18 protein-coding genes are annotated in these 15,576 nt (G+C 69.7%); 8 read left to right on the forward strand and 10 right to left on the reverse strand.

Annotated features, from left to right (window positions below; all coding sequences use genetic code 11):
* Positions 1–115 precede the first annotated feature (115 nt).
* Complete coding sequence (locus tag FKO37_RS35410) at positions 116–964, forward strand: formate/nitrite transporter family protein (protein WP_238607346.1); 849 nt, start codon at positions 116–118, stop codon at positions 962–964.
* 68 nt (positions 965–1,032) lie between these two features.
* Here the strand turns inward: FKO37_RS35410 and FKO37_RS35415 are convergent, their stop codons facing one another.
* Positions 1,033–2,154 (reverse strand): S1 family peptidase, encoded by a 1,122-nt coding sequence (locus FKO37_RS35415; protein WP_037814769.1) that lies wholly within the window; start codon positions 2,152–2,154, stop codon positions 1,033–1,035.
* Positions 2,155–2,384: 230 nt separating this feature from the next.
* On the opposite strand from FKO37_RS35415, the gene FKO37_RS35420 reads away from it, so the two are divergent.
* Positions 2,385–3,005 carry a LysE family translocator gene (locus FKO37_RS35420; protein ID WP_238607347.1) on the forward strand — a complete coding sequence of 207 codons (621 nt, stop codon included), beginning with the start codon at positions 2,385–2,387 and terminating at the stop codon, positions 3,003–3,005.
* 30 nt (positions 3,006–3,035) lie between these two features.
* On the opposite strand, the gene FKO37_RS35425 is transcribed toward FKO37_RS35420, so the two are convergent.
* Positions 3,036–3,701, reverse strand: a complete 666-nt coding sequence (locus FKO37_RS35425) for an HAD family hydrolase (protein WP_238607348.1) — start codon at positions 3,699–3,701, stop codon at positions 3,036–3,038.
* Between the two features lie 9 nt (positions 3,702–3,710).
* Complete coding sequence (locus FKO37_RS35430; RefSeq protein ID WP_051729073.1) at positions 3,711–4,211, reverse strand: SRPBCC family protein; 501 nt, start codon at positions 4,209–4,211, stop codon at positions 3,711–3,713.
* Between the two features lie 23 nt (positions 4,212–4,234).
* Here FKO37_RS35430 and FKO37_RS35435 point away from each other — a divergent pair, with 23 nt between their 5' ends.
* The 3 genes from FKO37_RS35435 (at position 4,235) to FKO37_RS35445 (ending at position 5,752) form a co-directional block, all read left to right on the forward strand.
* A complete protein-coding gene (locus tag FKO37_RS35435; protein ID WP_167754434.1) occupies positions 4,235–4,843 on the forward strand; it encodes a TetR/AcrR family transcriptional regulator in 609 nt (202 codons plus the stop codon).
* A 35-nt stretch (positions 4,844–4,878) separates the two neighbouring features.
* Positions 4,879–5,061 (forward strand): hypothetical protein, encoded by a 183-nt coding sequence (locus FKO37_RS35440; protein WP_238607349.1) that lies wholly within the window; start codon positions 4,879–4,881, stop codon positions 5,059–5,061.
* A gap of 85 nt (positions 5,062–5,146) precedes the next feature.
* Complete coding sequence (locus FKO37_RS35445) at positions 5,147–5,752, forward strand: TetR/AcrR family transcriptional regulator (protein WP_238607350.1); 606 nt, start codon at positions 5,147–5,149, stop codon at positions 5,750–5,752.
* Here the strand turns inward: FKO37_RS35445 and FKO37_RS35450 are convergent.
* Positions 5,749–6,651, reverse strand: a complete 903-nt coding sequence (locus tag FKO37_RS35450) for an NADP-dependent oxidoreductase (protein ID WP_238607351.1) — start codon at positions 6,649–6,651, stop codon at positions 5,749–5,751. The two genes, FKO37_RS35445 and FKO37_RS35450, sit on opposite strands and share 4 nt — an antisense overlap.
* A gap of 89 nt (positions 6,652–6,740) precedes the next feature.
* Here FKO37_RS35450 and FKO37_RS35455 point away from each other — a divergent pair, with 89 nt between their 5' ends.
* The gene (locus FKO37_RS35455; protein ID WP_238607352.1) at positions 6,741–7,319 is read left to right on the forward strand and encodes a TetR/AcrR family transcriptional regulator; all 579 of its coding nucleotides are present in this window, start codon (positions 6,741–6,743) and stop codon (positions 7,317–7,319) included.
* Here FKO37_RS35455 and FKO37_RS35460 read toward each other — a convergent pair.
* Complete coding sequence (locus FKO37_RS35460) at positions 7,266–8,270, reverse strand: YafY family protein (protein WP_134663594.1); 1,005 nt, start codon at positions 8,268–8,270, stop codon at positions 7,266–7,268. The genes FKO37_RS35455 and FKO37_RS35460 overlap by 54 nt on opposite strands.
* Before the next feature lie 79 nt (positions 8,271–8,349).
* Here FKO37_RS35460 and FKO37_RS35465 point away from each other — a divergent pair, with 79 nt between their 5' ends.
* The gene (locus FKO37_RS35465; protein ID WP_134663595.1) at positions 8,350–8,793 is read left to right on the forward strand and encodes a nucleoside deaminase; all 444 of its coding nucleotides are present in this window, start codon (positions 8,350–8,352) and stop codon (positions 8,791–8,793) included.
* A 1-nt stretch (position 8,794) separates the two neighbouring features.
* Here the strand turns inward: FKO37_RS35465 and FKO37_RS35470 are convergent, their stop codons facing one another.
* Positions 8,795–9,448: an NIPSNAP family protein gene (locus FKO37_RS35470; protein WP_238607353.1), complete on the reverse strand. Its 654-nt coding sequence runs from the start codon at positions 9,446–9,448 to the stop codon at positions 8,795–8,797.
* Between the two features lie 326 nt (positions 9,449–9,774).
* Here FKO37_RS35470 and FKO37_RS35475 point away from each other — a divergent pair, with 326 nt between their 5' ends.
* Entirely contained in the window at positions 9,775–10,746 is a 972-nt protein-coding gene (locus FKO37_RS35475; protein ID WP_238607354.1) for a chitinase, read from the forward strand.
* A 484-nt stretch (positions 10,747–11,230) separates the two neighbouring features.
* Here the strand turns inward: FKO37_RS35475 and FKO37_RS35480 are convergent, their stop codons facing one another.
* From FKO37_RS35480 to FKO37_RS35495, 4 genes are all read right to left on the reverse strand, one after another.
* On the reverse strand, positions 11,231–11,500 hold the full coding sequence (locus FKO37_RS35480) for a hypothetical protein (protein ID WP_238607355.1): 270 nt from the start codon (positions 11,498–11,500) through the stop codon (positions 11,231–11,233).
* A gap of 102 nt (positions 11,501–11,602) precedes the next feature.
* Positions 11,603–12,208: a TetR/AcrR family transcriptional regulator gene (locus tag FKO37_RS35485; protein WP_037814758.1), complete on the reverse strand. Its 606-nt coding sequence runs from the start codon at positions 12,206–12,208 to the stop codon at positions 11,603–11,605.
* Between the two features lie 247 nt (positions 12,209–12,455).
* Positions 12,456–13,622 (reverse strand): acyl-CoA dehydrogenase family protein, encoded by a 1,167-nt coding sequence (locus FKO37_RS35490; RefSeq protein ID WP_078870531.1) that lies wholly within the window; start codon positions 13,620–13,622, stop codon positions 12,456–12,458.
* The gene (locus FKO37_RS35495; protein ID WP_238607356.1) at positions 13,619–15,571 is read right to left on the reverse strand and encodes a biotin carboxylase N-terminal domain-containing protein; all 1,953 of its coding nucleotides are present in this window, start codon (positions 15,569–15,571) and stop codon (positions 13,619–13,621) included. The genes FKO37_RS35490 and FKO37_RS35495 overlap by 4 nt, the downstream gene beginning before the upstream one ends.
* Positions 15,572–15,576 lie beyond the last annotated feature (5 nt).

The following is a 15,576-nucleotide window of genomic DNA, read 5'->3' on the forward strand; positions in this document are numbered from 1 at the left end:
GCCGCCGCGGGCTGTGCGCACTCGGACACCAGATGCTGATCACGACGCTACCCGGACGCAGAGTCCGCGGGGTCGAATGCCGGGGTACCCGCCCCCGGCCCGGAAGGCCCGCGCCATGCCGATTCCCGTATCCGAAGCTCTCGACCTGCAGGCGGACGTCGCCGACGGAAAGATCGAGGACCTGCGCCGTCCCGGCCGCTACCTGGTGAGCTCAATGCTCGCCGGGGCGTTCATCGGCGTGGCGGTCGTGCTGCTGCTGTCCGCGACCGGACCTCTCAACGCGGCGAGTTCGCCGTGGACGAAAACGGTGCAGGGCCTCGTGTTCGGGATCGCGCTGACCGCCGTGGTGTTCGCCGGCGCCGAATTGTCCACCGGGAACATGATGACGATGGTGCAGGGCGCGTTCGTCCGGCGGCGCGGCGCCGGTGCGGCCGCGGCGGTGATCGTGGTGTCGTTCGTCGGCAACCTGCTCGGTTCGCTCGTCTTCGCCTGGCTCGTGCACGAGGGCGGAGTGCTGTCCGTAGGCGGCTCCGCCGGGCACCCCGGTCCGGGCGCGGCTCTGCTCGCGAGCCTGGTCAAAGCGAAAACCGCGGAATCGGCGAGTGCGCTGTTCTTCCGCGGCGTGCTGTGCAACTTCCTGGTCTGCCTCGCCGTGTGGATGGCCGCGCGCACGAAGTCGGACGGCGCGAAGCTGGCGCTGATCTTCTGGTGCCTGCTCGCGTTCGTCAGCTCCGGATTCGAGCACGTGGTCGCCAACATGACGACCTACACCCTCGGCCTCCTGGACGGCGTGCCCGGCGCGACGATCGGCGCGTTCGGCCGCAACCTGCTGTTCGTCGGGCTGGGAAACCTGGTCGGCGGCGGGCTTCTCGTCGGAGCCGCGTACGTCTTGCTGGGCACCCGGTCCCGCGCGACCGCTCCCCCGGCCCCGGCTGCGGAAGAACTCGCGACCACCGGCAGCTGACCCGGGCGCGGTCGGCGCCGGGCTGCGGCATCGGCCTCTTCGGAGACCGATGCCGCAGCCCGGACGGGTCACCCGGTGACGAGCGACAAGCCGTAGGTCTGCAGGATCTCGTTCACCGGCTGGAACCAGGTCTCGCCGCCGGTGCTGCAGTTGCCGAAGCCGCCCGAGGTGACGCCCTGGGCTTGGTCGCCGGTGATGAACGAGCCGCCGGAGTCGCCGGGTTCCGCGCACGCGTTGGTGTGCGTCGCCTGGTAGACCGCGCCCTGGGCGTAGTTGATGGTCTCGTTCAATCCCAGCACGGTGCCGCAGTGCCAATGCGAGGTCGAGCCGGAGCGGCAGATCGACGAACCGGCAGGCGCGACGGCCGACCCGCGGACGATCACGTCGCTGACCGTGCCCCAGCCGAGCACGACGGGGGCGGTCCACCAGCCGTTGCCGATGGTGATGTAGGAGTAGTCGTTGCCGGGGAAGGAAGATCCGGCGAACGTGCCCATCGCCGAGTTGTCCCAGCCGACGACGGAGCTGCCCTTGCTGCCGCAGTGCCCGGCGCTGACAAACCCGCCGTGCACCGAGAAACCGATGGAGCAGCGGGTGTTTCCGTTTATGTAGTAGGGATCCCCGCCGACGGTGCCTGCCGAGAAGGTCTGCGGCCGGGCGCCGGACGCCACGGTCACCGGACCTGCTTCACGGGCTCGCGCGAGGAAGGCGTCGACATCCGGACCGTGCGCGCCCGGCTGGAGGGTGACGACCACACTGCCGCTGCGGGGATCCGCGTGCCAGCCGCTGACCGAGGCCGGGGCTCGTTTCGCTTTCGCGGCGGTGTCGATGGCCGTCTTCGCCGCGTCCAGCGCCGCGGCGGTGACCTTTGCCGGAACGGTTTCCGCACCGGTCCGGTGAACGGCGTCGGCCACGGCCGGGTCCGTCACGCCGACGACCAGCTTGCCGCGCGCCGGGTCGAACCAGGCTCCGCCGAAGGCCGTTCCAGCCGCTTGCTGGGCCGCGGGCATCTGCTTCGACGCGGTCAGCTCCTGCCGGAGCCGGGTTTGCGCTTGTGCGGCACTGAGGCCGAGATCCCGTTGCATGGCCGAGATCAGTCCGGGCGACGCCTGGGCGGCGGGCGCGACCACGGCGGTGAGACTGGCCGCGAGAACGGCCGCACCGGTGAGGCTGAGGGTGATTCTTCGACGCATCGGAACTCCTCGAAGGCCGGGGGAAAGAAACCCACTGTCGGCCGAGTGTGCGGAGGGTGCGCGAAGCCGGTCCAGCGGCGGCCCACGTTTTGTCCGAAACCTGTCGCCGCGACTGCTCCGTTCGTCCACTCCGGCACGGACTTCCGGGCAACTGGCGCGCCGGTGCCGCTCAGATGGGCGGGGCGGGTGAACCGGACCGGAATCGACAGGGCTCGGGCAACAATGTCCCCATGTCTTCGATTGCGGCTTTCTCGGCCCTGTCCGTCCTCCTGGTCCTCATTCCCGGTCCCGCGGTCATGCTGATCCTCAAGAGCGCGATCGCTCGCGGCCGGGGTCCGGCCCTGCTGACCGCGCTGGGAGTGCTGACAGCCGACCTGGTCTGGGCAGGCGCGTCCGTCGCCGGACTGACCGCACTGCTGGTGTCCTCGCAGGTTGCGTTCGACGTGGTCCGGTACCTGGGCGCGGCCTACCTGATCTTCCTGGGCGGCAAACTCCTGCTGACCCGCGCCGGACCGGATTTGGCGGCGCTGACCACCGGCAGGCCGCGCAGCGGGTGGCGCGCGTTCCGGGAAGGACTGCTCAGCGACTTGTCCAACCCCAAGACCGTCATCGTCTTCACCAGCGTCATCCCCCAATTCCTCCACCACGGCGCACGACCTGTCGACACGCTGGTCCTCGGAGCAGCGTTCGCGGTGATCGGCTTCCTCTCCCTCACCAGCTACGCCCTGGTTTTCAGCGCCGCTGCCAAAATGCTGCGCAACACACGAGTGGTCCGCGCAATTCTCCGGACGGGCGGCGCGATCCTCGCGGCGTTCGGCGTCGGCCTAGCCGTCCAACGCCCCGCTGCGTAGGTGGCCTGCTGACCGCTTCCGGCGCTCCACTCAAGCGAGCGGAGTGTCGTCCAGAGCCTTCGCGAGATCCCCCGGCGTGTCGCAGAGGGCGACGGCACCGGCCTCCCGGAGTTCGTCGTCTCCGAAACCGCCGGAGCGCACGACGATCGCGGGCATCCCGGCCCTTTTCGCCGCTTCGACATCCCACACCGAGTCGCCGACCATGACCGCGGACGCGTCGGACGGGGCACCCAGCTTCTTCAACGCCGCCTGCAGCAGATCCGGGGCCGGTTTGGACGCCTCGACGTCGGCGCTGGTGGTCCAGTCGTCGACGAGGTCGCGCGCGTCGAGCTTGTCGAGGAAGACATCCGCGTGACGCTGCTGAGCCGAACTGGCGAGCACCACCCGGTGGCCGCGCTCCTTGAGGGCCACGAGCAGATCGCGCGCGCCCGGCAACGGCGCCATCTCCTCGAGCAGCGCGTCGACCTCCTTGCCCTGCTGCTCCCGAGCCCGATCGCCCGCCCGGCGCTCCAGCTCCTCCCCGCCGACCGCGGCGACGAGCTGGTCCCCGCCCATCCCGATCAGCCGGTGCAGCCGCCACACCGGATACACCTCGCCCACCGACCGCAACGCCCGGTACCAGGCGAGAGCGTGGTGGTAGTTCGAATCGATGAGCGTCCCGTCGATGTCGAGAACGGCAATGGGGGAAGCAGTCACGATCACTGATTACCCACCGCCGCGCGAGTCAATCACCGGCGGCATCTCTCCGGACGACTCAAGCGCCGCCTTGGCCTGCCGCATCTCGTCCTCGACGTCCGGCCGCAGTGTCCGGCGCAAAACCGGCTCCGCGAACCACTTCAACGGCCCCTTGAACCCGCATCGCACAGTCCGGGTAACCGCAGTGCGCTCGCCCGAGGCCGCGCACACCCAGCTGGCGCTGAACTCGGAAACGAGATTGGCCAGCCGATTCGCCGGGATCGGCGGCAATCGCACGTCCACCCGCTCGCCCGGGGTGCGGGTCATCCGCGAAACCACCTTGGCAGCAGGGCCGGGAATGCCCGGAAGCCTGCTGCCGAAACGAAATTCGGTGACGTCCCCGGCGCGCCGCACCCATTCGATCGCACCGATCTTGCGGTCGACCGCCGCATAGGCACGGGGATCCATCACGAACTCGAGCACGCGCTCCGCCGGGCAGTTGATCGTCTCAGTCACCTGAACCTCGATCATTGGAAAGAGAGTACTCTCTCACTATGGCGCGTTCAACTCCCGGCGTGACGAGGCAGCACCTGGTCGAAGCGGCCACCCGGCTGTTCGCGGAAAGGGGTTTCGACAAAACCTCGACCGCCGACGTCCAGCGAGCTTGCGGCCTCAACCCCGGCTCCGGGGCGCTGTACAAACACTTCCCCTCCAAGCGGGCGCTGCTGGAGGAGATCGTGCAGCAACACCTCGCGGGGATCAGCGACCGAAGCAGGCAAGCAATAGCGCTGCCCGAAGCACCGGAGAAGGCACTTCCAGTGATCGCGCGGCTGGTTTGGGACAGCATGCGCCAGGACCGCGCAGCTCTGCGCATCATGTTCCGCGAACTGGAACCGTTCCCCGACCTGCGGGAACAAATGTGGCACGGCGTGCTCGGCTCGGTCTACACAGCCGCGACGGAATGGATCGCCTCCGGCGTGCGACGCGGCGACTTCCAGGTCGAGGACCCCGAAGCCACCGCATCGGTCTTGCTGGCTGCGCTGACCTACTACCCGATCCTCGACGCCCTCGTCGGGCACACGCCGGGCGACGTGGGCGAGGAAGCCTTCCTGGCCGCGTGGACGGCGCAGGCCCGGCTTTCGCTCGGACTCAAGGACGGGTGAATCCGTGCCCCGCAAAGGGCAGTTCTTTCGTCGCCTTGGCCCGCTTCATCGGCGGCTTCGCGTTCCTCGGCTCTGTGGCGCATGAGCACAAAACCGCCTGGCTGGACCAGGACGCGGTGTACCCAGTCGGCGGCTTGTGGCGACTCGGCGTGGTCTCCCTCCTCCGGTCCGCGCTGACCGGACGCCATCACGGCCCGGCCGAACCGCCGGAGTCCTGACCGGGCCAGTTCACTGAGCGAGCGCTTACAATGAATCCGACGGGCGGACTCACCGGCCGGCGCGGGACTAGAGGAGGATCGCCGGATGACCACGCTCTCGGCCGACCTGTGGCCCGACGTGCAGCCTGAGACCGCGCGACGGCTGATGCTCGCCGGGGTGGAGTCGTTCGCCGAGCGCGGCTACCACGCCACCACCACGCGGGACATCGCCGGTGCGGCGGGGATGAGCCCGGCCGCGCTGTACGTGCACTTCCCGTCCAAAGCCGCGCTGCTTTTCGCGATCAGCCGCAACGGGCACGAGCAGACGCTGGCCCTCGTCGAGGACGTGATCGGGCGCGTCACCGGTCCGGTGGAGCGGATGCGGCTCCTCGTCGAGGATTTCGTCGCCTGGCACGCGCGGCGGCACACGGTCGCGCGGGTCGTGCAGTACGAGCTGAATGCGTTGCCGGAGAAGGAATACCAGGTCGTCGCGCAGCTTCGGCGGAAGATCGAGCAGCGCGTGCGCGAGGTGATCGCCGACGGGGTCGAGTCCGGTGCGTTCACCGTCGGCGACGTCGGGATCGCGGCGCGCGCGGTGCTGTCGCTGGGCGTCGACGTCGCGCGCTGGTACAGCGAACGGACCCGGCAGACCCCCACTGAACTCGGCAAGGAGTACGGCGGACTCGTCCTCCGCATGCTCGGCGCGGGCTAGAGCGCCAGCACCAGCTTGCCCCGCGCCTGCCGCGACTGGCTCAGTTCGAGCGCGGCCCGCCAGTCGTCCAGCGGGAAAATCCGGGAAACCGGGATCGAAAACCGGCCCTCCGCCGCGAGCGCCGCGAACTCGCCGAGGACGTCGTACCGCGGCTGGGCACCCGAGCTGACAATGGTCTGGACCCCGGGCTGGTCCGAGCTGAGATCGAGCGTCAGCACGTGTCCGGGTTCCTTGACCGTGCGCACGAGTTCGGCCGCCTTGCCGCTGAACGGCGCCGCGTCCAGCACGCGATCGACCGGTCCCCCGGCCAGCGCCGTCACGCGTTCGGCGATTCCGTCCTGGTAGCCGGTGACTTCCGCACCAGCTGAACGGAGCGCGGCGGCGTGCGTTTCGCCCGCGGTGACGATCACGCGTGCCCCGCGCAGGAGCGCGATCTGCGCTGCGGCGAACCCGGTGGTGGTGCCCGCGCCGTGTACGAGCAAGGTGCCGGAGCCGAGTGCGTCGAGCGCCGCGTAAGCCGTTCCGACCGCCATCGGCAGAGCCGCCGCGTGGACCGCGTCGAGCCCATCCGGCCGCGGGAACCACGTGTCGAGCAGCGCCTGTTCAGACGCGCCCGCGGTGGGGCCGGTGAACGGCGCGATGCCGAAAACCGGGTCGCCGACCTCGACGCCGGTCACGCCTTCGCCGAGCGCATCGACCGTGCCGGACACCTCCAGGCCGATCCCGCGCGGCAGGTCACCGGCGAAGAGGCCCTCGCACAACGCCCAGTCCGCCGGGTTCAGGCCGCACGCCTGGACCGCGACGCGGATCCGCCCCGGCCCGGGTTCGGGGGCCGCGGCGTCCTCGACCCGCAGGACCTGGGCCGCAGGACCGTGTTCAGAGAAACGAAGGGTGCGCATCCGGCTGTCTCCTCGTGAGTGATGACAGAAGCTGTCGTCACTGACGCTACCAGAGTGATGACAGCATCTGCTGTCGCTACACTGGCCCCATGGCGCGATGGGAGGGCAACACCCGGAACCGGCTCGAGCAAGCCGCGCTGGAGTTGTTCGAGGAACAGGGCTACGACCGCACGACGGTCGCGCAGATCGCCCAGCGCGCGAACCTCACCGAGCGGTCGTTCTACCGCTGGTTCGCGGACAAACGGGAAGTGCTGTTCGGCGGCAGCCAGGAACTGGAAACCGAATTCGTCACTGCGATCGACGCCGTCCCGCCCGGAACGCCCGCGCTGCCGACCCTGCTGGCCGCCTTCGCCACGGCGCCGCGGGTATTCCGTCCGCGCGAATTCCTGCTGCGCCGAGCTACGGTGATCGCCGCCAACCCCCCGTTGCGTGAACGGGAACTGATCAAACTCGTCACCATCTCCGAAACCCTCACCAGCGCACTGAAAGACCGCGGCATCGATCCCCAAACCGCCCGACTGGCCACCGACCTGGGACTCTCCGTCCTACGACTCGCCACCGAACGCTGGATGACCGAGAAACACCGCGACAGCAACAGTTTCCCCGAAGCCCTGTCAACCGCCGCCGCGGACTTGCTCGCCGTCGCCACCGGCGGAAGTCCGGCCTGACGTCGCCCGCGCGAATCGTTCCGCGATGTTCGCCATCCGGTCCAGCAATTCCGGCGGCCCGTCCTCCACCACGAAGTCGAATTCCCACTGCGCCAGGTAAAACGGAATAGATTCGAAGGTTTTCGCGCCGGTCCGGATCCGGCAGGTTTCGTCGTCGATCGGCTCGATCACCGCCGTCGTCGGGGAAATCCACGCCGTCAGCACTTCCGCCGGAGCCGACACGCGCAGCGTCACGATGTGCGGATACGGCGCGGTCGCGATCCGGCTCGACACGTAAGCGGCGAGGTCCTCGGCCGGTGGTTCCCTTGGCGTGAAACGGAAACTGGGCACCGGGAGGCCGTCGATGCGGTCCAGCCGGAAGGTGCGCCAGTCGTCTCGGCCAAGATCCCACGCGACGAGGTACCAGCGCCATCCAGCGTGCACGAGCCGCAACGGTTCCACGTCGCGTTCGGTCACCTCGCCCGCGTGGGTGCCGTAGGTGAACCGCAGGCGCTCGTTGTCCCGGCACGCCGCCGCGACCACGGTCAGCAGCTCCGCGTCGATCTTCGGTCCGCCGCCGGGGATCCGGACCATCGCCGAATCCATCGCCCGCACCCGGTGTCGCAGCCGCGCGGGCAGCACCTGTTCGAGCTTCGCCAGCGCCCGCACGGACGTCTCCTCGATGCCCGCCACCGTGCCGTTCGCCGCCGTGCGCAGGCCGACCGCCACCGCGACCGCCTCGTCGTCGTCCAGCAGCAGCGGCGGCAGCGCCGCACCGGAACCCAGCCGGTACCCGCCCGCGACCCCCGGCGTCGCGTGCACCGGATAACCGAGCTGCCGCAGCCGTTCGACGTCGCGGCGGATCGTCCGCACGTCGACCCCCAGCCGGCCCGCGAGGTCCGGACCAGGCCATTCGCGACGCGCCTGCAACAGCGAGAGCAGGCGCAACAGGCGTTCGGAGGTTCCGTACATGCCGAGCACTCTGCCACGCTTCGCGGACAGCTTCGGTCCTCGATCGCCAGGGCGTCGCGGCGGCGTGCGAAAGTGACGCATGCTCGACGACCTGCTCGCTGTCGCCCGCGAAGAGGCGGAAGCCGGAAAAGCCGAGGGCGGCGTGCCGATCGGCGCGGCCCTGTTCGACCGCGACGGGAAGCTGCTCGGCCGCGGCCACAACCGCCGCGTCCAGGACGGCGACCCGTCCCTGCACGCCGAAACCGCCGCCTTCCGCGCCGCCGGCCGCCGCCCGCACTACCGCGACACGATCATGGTCACCACGCTGTCGCCGTGCTGGTATTGCAGCGGCCTGGTCCGGCAGTTCGGCATCCCGCACGTGGTGATCGGCGAATCCCGCACCTTCACCGGCGGCCACGGCTGGCTCGCCGACCACGGCGTCCGCGTCGACCTCCTCGACGACCCCGCCTGCGTCGCCCTGATGACGGAATTCATCGAACGGGAACCGGCGCTCTGGTTCGAGGACATCGGCGAACCGACGTGACTCACGCCAGCGGCGAAAACTCCAGCGGCACCGCGATGACCGAGTCCGCGCCGAGAATCTCCTCCGGCGCGCCCGGCGGCGGCCACATCCCCTTCGCGTAGAGGTCGCGACGGATCGCGAGCCGTTCGTCCAAGCTCGCGAACGGCCAGATCTGGATGATCCGGTCCGGGCCGTCGAGCGCGTACATCACGACGGTCAGCGGATCGACCAGATGCCGCGCGGGCAACGCTTCGCGCCAGCCGTCGATCGTCGCGGTCAGACCGCCCGGCCGGAGGTGGTAGTCGCGGATCTCGTACACCGAGCCGTACGTTCCCGGCCGCACCGGCGGCACGAACGGGAACGGCGCGAAACTCTGCAGCGACAGGTCAGTCAGGCAGCCGCCGCCGAACGGTGCGCGGCTGTGCCGGGCGCGCAAGCGTTCCCCGTCCAGGGCTTGCTGATTCTCGAACCCACGCAGCACGACCAGCCTGCCGAGCGGGCCGTTTTCCGTCTGCCAGCAGCCGAGCAGTTCGCCGTGCCCCTCGACCCACGGCAGCACGCCTTCGACGGCTTTCGGCCCGTCGAGCAGCTGGAACGACAGAATCGCCAGCTCGTACCGGACAGCCTGCTGCTCCGGGGCGACGTCGGCACCGCTGATCCGGACCGGTTCGGTCATGACGCTCCCACTTCGTTCGCTCGCCCTTCCAGCCTGACACAGCCCCGCGGCCGCGCTCGCTGAGCGGACTCGGCTGCCCTCCCGGCCACGCACCGCTTCCCGATCGTCCCGCTGACCGGCGCCCCGGAACCTCCCGGCGACCTCGGCGCCCTCGGTGAGGTTTTTTCCCACTCCCGCCCATGTCTTGACACTTCTCAATGGTCTAGTCCATTGTGACTGCGCACACACTCCCCCGAGTGCCTGCGGGGCGCCGCCGCCACGTCCGGCTTCGCCAGGTGCTCCGATGACGCGTGCCGCGAGGTGCGCGTTCCCCCGTTGGAGGACCCATGAAATCCTTGCGCCGCACCAGTTCCCGCCGGAAACTCGCCGGACGTCTCGGCGTGCTGGCGCTCGCCGCGGGCGCCGCTTTGTCCACCGCGACCGGCACCGCCTCAGCCGCGGGAGACCCGGTCCTCGCGGCCCCGTACCTGTACCAGTGGGGCGGCCAGAGCGATCCGTCCGCCGCCATGGACGCGACCGGCGTCAGCGCGTTCACCCTCGCGTTCATGCTTTCCGGCGGCGGCTGCACGCCCGCCTGGGACGGCAACCGGCCCCTCGACGGGACCGACGCCGCGATGATCCAGAAGATCCGCTCCGCGGGCGGCGACGTGATCCCGTCGTTCGGCGGCTGGCAGGGCAACAAACTGGGCCCGAACTGCGGATCGCCGGAGGAACTGGCCGGCGCGTACCAGAAGGTGATCGACGCCTACGACCTCAAGGCGATCGACCTCGACATCGAGAACACCGACGAGTTCGAGAACGCGGCGGTGCAGGACCGGATCCTCGGCGCGGTCAAGATCGTCAAGGAGAAGAACCCGAACGTGCGCGTCGTGATCACCATGGGCACCACGCCGCAGGGCCCGAACGACTGGGGCAAGCGCCTGGTCTCGCAGGCGAAGGCACTGGGCGCGGACGTCGACGTGTGGTCGCTCATGCCGTTCGACTTCTCCGACGGCGGCGACATGGTCGCGATGACGAAATCCGCGGTGGACGGCCTGGTCGGCGAACTGAAGTCGACGTTCGGCTGGGACGACGCCACCGCCTTCCACCGCGCGGGACTCTCGTCGATGAACGGCAAGACCGACCGCGCGGGCGAGGTTGTGTCGGTCGCGGACTTCACCGCGATCCGCGACTGGGCCGCCGAACACCACCTGGGCCGCGTCACGTTCTGGGCGACAAACCGCGACTGCGGCGGCTGCAGCGGGATCGACCAGGAGAACTACGCGTTCACGAAGGTCGTGGCCGGGTACAACGGCTGACCGGGGGCCGGGCTGGGTCGAGCCGGGCGGCGGTTGGGGCGAGGCGGGTCAGGTCGAGCAGCGATCCTGCCGACCTGGGCCGAACTGGCAGCGGTCCGGCCCCAGCCCGGCTCGGTGCCGATCCGGCCGACGCGCGCTAAGCCGAGCAGCGATCCTGCCGACCTCGGCGGACTGACGGCGGCTCGACTGGCCCTGGCCCGGCTGGGCAGCGATTGGGCTGGCCCGGATCAAGCCGGGCAGCAACTCCGCCGACTCGGGCCAGGTTGGCGGGTTCGACCGGCCCGGATCAAACCGGCGGCGGTTCGGCTGAGCGAACCGGGCACCCTTCGAGCGAAGGCTCGCGGGTCACCCCGGTGGACTGAACCACCTGGCGCACGCCTGGATCGCGGCCGCCGGGTCTGGCGACGGGGGCCTTCCCGCCCGGGAGGTCCCCGTTCTGCCGTCCGTCACACACCGTGTGCGGATACGTCCGAACGAGTGAAGATCAGGCAGCGGCGGTGACCGACAGCGCGACCGCGCCGGCCTCGGTCAGTTCGGCGGGGACCCGGCCCGCGGCGGTGACTCCCGTGCCCGGACGGACGTAGCCGCCCTTGGCGAGTGCGTGTGCGGTCATCTGGTCGCAGCAAGCGAAACCGTCGACGAACAGGTCGGGCTCGCAGCTGGTGGACATCTCCGCGCGCTGCTGCGCGACCGCTTTGAGCATGGCCATCGCGCGATGGGTCAGCTCGACGGTCACCCCTTCTGCACCGGACACCGGGATCGCCTTCTTCCTCGTGGGCTACTTACTCAACGTTATCGCCGATTGGGCCGAATGTGTTAACAGCCACACTGTAGCGGTTCGGGAATGTGACGATGCCTAGACCTGTTCGGTTCCCGCCAGGCGAGACTCGAGCGTCCGCGCCCACTCGCGCACGATCTGCTCGCGGCGGCGGGTGTCGTCGGTGAGGAGGTTGGCGAGGCCGAGCCCGCGCCCGAGGTCGAGAGTGGCCTGGACCAGTTCGCGAACGCCCGGCTGAGCCTCGTCGACCCCGAGCAGTTCGACCGCGACCCGGTGCGCCTCCCGCCCGACGCGCGCCTCCAGCGGCACCAGCACGTCGCGCAGCTGGTCGTCCGTCGACGCGACGGCCCACAGCTGCAGCGCGGCGCGGAACATCGGCCCGGTGTAGAGGGTCAGCAGCATCTCGACGACCCACTCGATCCGCGACGAGCCGCCCGGCGACCCGGCCGCGCGCGTGCGCAGTTCGTCCAGCTGGGCCTCGCCGAGCAACTCGACCGCCGCGGCGACCAGCGATTCCCGCGTCGGGAAGTGGTGCTGCGCGGCGCCCCGGGAGACCCCGGCCCGCTCCGCGATGACCGCGACGGTCACCCCGTGCCACCCGCGCTCCCCGATGCAGTCCATCGCGGCTTCGATCAACCGCCGCCGGGTAGTGCGACTGCGTTCTTGTTGTGGTTCGCGGAGCATCAGCGCTCACCTGCCCGAGCCAGTCCGCACCCGGACCTCAGACCAGACACGCGCCGAGTGGTGCGACTGCATTCCTGTTGCAGCTCGCGGAGCATCGGCCCCAGCCCGCTCCGGCAGAAGTCCGTGACGGGAGCCCTGCGGGACTCTGCTCCCCTCCCGGACCTCAGACCAGGCCCGCACCGGGGACCCGGCCGCACTCCACGGCCGGGCACCCGATCGCCGACGCACCTCATGACTTCACCCTTGCTCAGTACGACTTCGGCAGCCCGAGGCTGTGCTGCCCCACGAAATTCAGCACCATCTCGCGGCTCACCGGCGCGATCCGGCCCAGGCGCACGGCCGTCACCAGGGTTCCCAGGCCGTATTCGGTCGCCAGCCCGTTTCCGCCGTGGGTTTGCACTGCCTGGTCGACCGCGCGGATCGCGACCTCCGCCGCCGCGTATTTCGCCATGTTCGCGGACTCCCCGGAGGCGAAATCGTCGCCCGCGTCGTACAGCGAGGCGGCCTTCTGCGTCATCAGTTTCGCCAGCTCAAGCTCGATTTTCACCTGCGCGAGCGGATGCGCGAGCCCCTGGTGCGACCCGATCGGCGCGCCCCACACCTGCCGTTCGTTGGCGTAGCCGACCGCCTTGTCCAGGGCGTACCTCGCGGTGCCCAGCGAGAACGACGCGCCCATGATGCGTTCCGGGTTCAGGCCCGCGAACAGCTGCGCGATCGCCGCGTCCTCCTCGCCCACCAGGGCTTCCGCGGGCAACCGCACGTCGTCGAGGAACAGCGAGAACTGGTTTTCCGGCGCGACGATGTCCATGTCGATTTTCGTGAACTCGAACCCGGGCGCGTCCGTCGGCACCACGAACAGCGCGGGCTTCAGGCGACCGGTCTTCGCGTCCTCGGTGCGGCCCACGACGAGCACCGCGTCCGCCTCGTCGACGCCCGAGATGAACACCTTGCGCCCGGACAGCACCCAGTCGCCGCCGTCGCGACGGGCGGTCGTCGTGATCTTGTGCGAGTTGGAACCGGCGTCCGGTTCGGTGATCGCGAAGACGATTTTCTTGCTGCCGTCCGACATTCCGGGCAGCCACTGCTTCTTCTGGTCCGGCGTGCCGAAGCGCGACAGCACCGTCCCGACGATCGCCGGCGACACCACCATCAGCAGCAGCGGCGAGCCCGCGGCCGCGAATTCCTCCAGCACCGCGGCGAGATCCGCGATCCCGGCTCCCCCGCCGCCGTATTCCTCCGGCAGGTTCACGCCCAGGTAGCCGAGCCGTCCGGCCTCGTTCCACAGTTCGTCGGTCTTCTCGCCCGCGCGGGCCTTTTTCGCGTAATAGTCGTGCCCGTACTTGCCCGCCAGATCGGCCGCGGCCTTCCGCAGCGCCACCCGCTCTTCGGGCTCGACGAAGTTCATCGCGTTCATTCGGTCTCTCCCACCACAGCCAGCACCGCGCCTACCTCGACCTGTTGCCCGACCTCGACCGGCAGTTCGGCGACCACGCCGTCCGCCGGGGCCGAGATCCGGTGTTCCATCTTCATCGCTTCCAGCCACAGCAACGGATCGCCCGCCCGCACACTGTCCCCTGCGGACACTGCGAGCCGCACGACTGTGCCCGGCATCGGCGCGAGCAGTGAACCCGCGGCCAGTGCCGAATCGGGGTCGGCGAACCGCGGCTCGGCGGTCAATGTCACCGAACCCAATGGTGAATCCACATAGGACACCGCGCCGTGCCTGGCGACGGCGAAGGTCCGGCGCACTCCGGCGATGTCGAGGACCACCTGGTCCGGCGTCGCGGCGACCAAGGCGACGTCGTCGTAACCCTCGGCACGCAGGCCGTCGCGGGTCAGCGAGTAGACGACCTCGTAACGGTTGTCTCCCTTGGCGAATACCTTGCGCTGGCCACCGGAACGGACGTTGCGCCAACCGCTGGGCAGCCGTCCCAGAGTGGTCGCGGAGGCCCGGTTCCCCGCAGCATCGGCCAGGGCGGCGGCCAGCGCGGACCAGCGTTCGGTGTCCACAGTGGCCAGTGGCGCGGCCAAAGTGTCCAGTCCGTGCCGGTCGAAGAACGCGGTATCCGTTTCTCCGGCAAGGAAAGCTTCGTGGCGCAGGATCCGGACCAGCAGGTCGCGATTGGTCACCACACCGTGGATCTTCGCGCCTGCCAAGGCACCGGCGAGCCGACGCGCTGCTTCCGCCCGCGTAGGAGCCCACGTGATGATCTTCGCCAGCATCGGGTCGTAGTGCACACCGATCACCGAGCCGGACTCCACGCCGGAATCGAGGCGCAGCCCGGTGCCGTGGACGAATTCGCGGTCCACTCCGGACACTTCGAACGTGCGCAGCGTCCCGCTCTGCGGCTGCCATCCGGCCGACGGGTCTTCGGCATACAGCCGGACTTCGATCGAATGCCCATTAGCAGCAGGCGGTTCGGCAGACAACCGACCGCCTTCGGCCACCGAAAGCTGCAACGCCACCAGATCCAGTCCGGTGACGTTCTCCGTCACCGGATGCTCGACCTGCAGCCGCGTGTTCATCTCCAGGAAGTAAAACCGACCGTCCGGGCCAGCGAGGAATTCGACCGTTCCCGCGCCGACGTAGTCGATCGCCTGCGCGGCCTTGCGTGCCGCGTCGAACAACTCCGCCCGCATGGCATCGTCCACAAAGGGCGATGGCGCTTCTTCGACCACCTTCTGGTGCCGCCGCTGGATGGAGCACTCCCGCTCCCCCACCGCCCAGACGGTGCCGTGCGAGTCGGCGAGCACCTGGACCTCGATGTGCCGTCCGGTTTCGAGGTACCGCTCGCAGAACACCGTCGGGTCGCCGAACGCCGATCCCGCTTCAGCGCGAGCACTCTCGACGGCCTCAGCCAGCTCGTCCAGCGAGCGGACCACGCGCATGCCGCGACCGCCGCCGCCAGCGGAAGCCTTGACCAGCAACGGAAGATCGGCATCGGTCACCGAGGACGGGTCCAATTCGGACAGCACCGGAACCCCGGCGGCAGCCATCAGCCGCTTGGACTCCACTTTGGAGCCCATCGTCTCGATCGCTGCGGGCGGCGGGCCGACCCAGGTCAGCCCGGCGTCAAGCACTGCCCGGGCAAACCCGGCGTTCTCGGACAGGAAGCCGTATCCGGGGTGGATCGCGTCAGCACCGGCGTCCGCCGCGGCTTTGACGATCAGTTCGCCGCGCAGATAGGTCTCGCCCGGTGCGTTGCCCGGCAGCCGGACGGCGACGTCGGCTTCCCGCGCGTGCGGCGCGTCGGCGTCCGCGTCGGAAAACACCGCGACGGTGCCGATTCCGGCGTCCCGGCAGCTGCGGAACACGCGGCGGGCGATTTCGCCCCGGTTGGCGACCAGCAGATTCTGGATCATGGCCC

Source organism: Amycolatopsis sp. Poz14, from assembly GCF_006704225.1.
In the GTDB taxonomy this organism is placed as follows: Bacteria; Actinomycetota; Actinomycetes; order Mycobacteriales; family Pseudonocardiaceae; genus Amycolatopsis; species Amycolatopsis nivea.

Excerpts from the sequence above, each read along its gene's own strand:
- FKO37_RS35465 (WP_134663595.1), top strand. The coding sequence starts at position 8,350 with ATGCTCGACGACCTGCTCGCTGTCGCCCGCGAAGAGGCGGAAGCCGGA.
- FKO37_RS35410 (WP_238607346.1), top strand. The coding sequence starts at position 116 with ATGCCGATTCCCGTATCCGAAGCTCTCGACCTGCAGGCGGACGTCGCC.
- FKO37_RS35495 (WP_238607356.1), bottom strand. The coding sequence starts at position 15,571 with ATGATCCAGAATCTGCTGGTCGCCAACCGGGGCGAAATCGCCCGCCGC.
- FKO37_RS35435 (WP_167754434.1), top strand. The coding sequence starts at position 4,235 with ATGGCGCGTTCAACTCCCGGCGTGACGAGGCAGCACCTGGTCGAAGCG.
- FKO37_RS35445 (WP_238607350.1), top strand. The coding sequence starts at position 5,147 with ATGACCACGCTCTCGGCCGACCTGTGGCCCGACGTGCAGCCTGAGACC.
- FKO37_RS35475 (WP_238607354.1), top strand. The coding sequence starts at position 9,775 with ATGAAATCCTTGCGCCGCACCAGTTCCCGCCGGAAACTCGCCGGACGT.
- FKO37_RS35430 (WP_051729073.1), bottom strand. The coding sequence starts at position 4,211 with ATGATCGAGGTTCAGGTGACTGAGACGATCAACTGCCCGGCGGAGCGC.
- FKO37_RS35450 (WP_238607351.1), bottom strand. The coding sequence starts at position 6,651 with ATGCGCACCCTTCGTTTCTCTGAACACGGTCCTGCGGCCCAGGTCCTG.
- FKO37_RS35460 (WP_134663594.1), bottom strand. The coding sequence starts at position 8,270 with ATGTACGGAACCTCCGAACGCCTGTTGCGCCTGCTCTCGCTGTTGCAG.
- FKO37_RS35455 (WP_238607352.1), top strand. The coding sequence starts at position 6,741 with ATGGCGCGATGGGAGGGCAACACCCGGAACCGGCTCGAGCAAGCCGCG.
- FKO37_RS35415 (WP_037814769.1), bottom strand. The coding sequence starts at position 2,154 with ATGCGTCGAAGAATCACCCTCAGCCTCACCGGTGCGGCCGTTCTCGCG.
- FKO37_RS35470 (WP_238607353.1), bottom strand. The coding sequence starts at position 9,448 with ATGACCGAACCGGTCCGGATCAGCGGTGCCGACGTCGCCCCGGAGCAG.
- FKO37_RS35490 (WP_078870531.1), bottom strand. The coding sequence starts at position 13,622 with ATGAACGCGATGAACTTCGTCGAGCCCGAAGAGCGGGTGGCGCTGCGG.
- FKO37_RS35420 (WP_238607347.1), top strand. The coding sequence starts at position 2,385 with ATGTCTTCGATTGCGGCTTTCTCGGCCCTGTCCGTCCTCCTGGTCCTC.
- FKO37_RS35485 (WP_037814758.1), bottom strand. The coding sequence starts at position 12,208 with ATGCTCCGCGAACCACAACAAGAACGCAGTCGCACTACCCGGCGGCGG.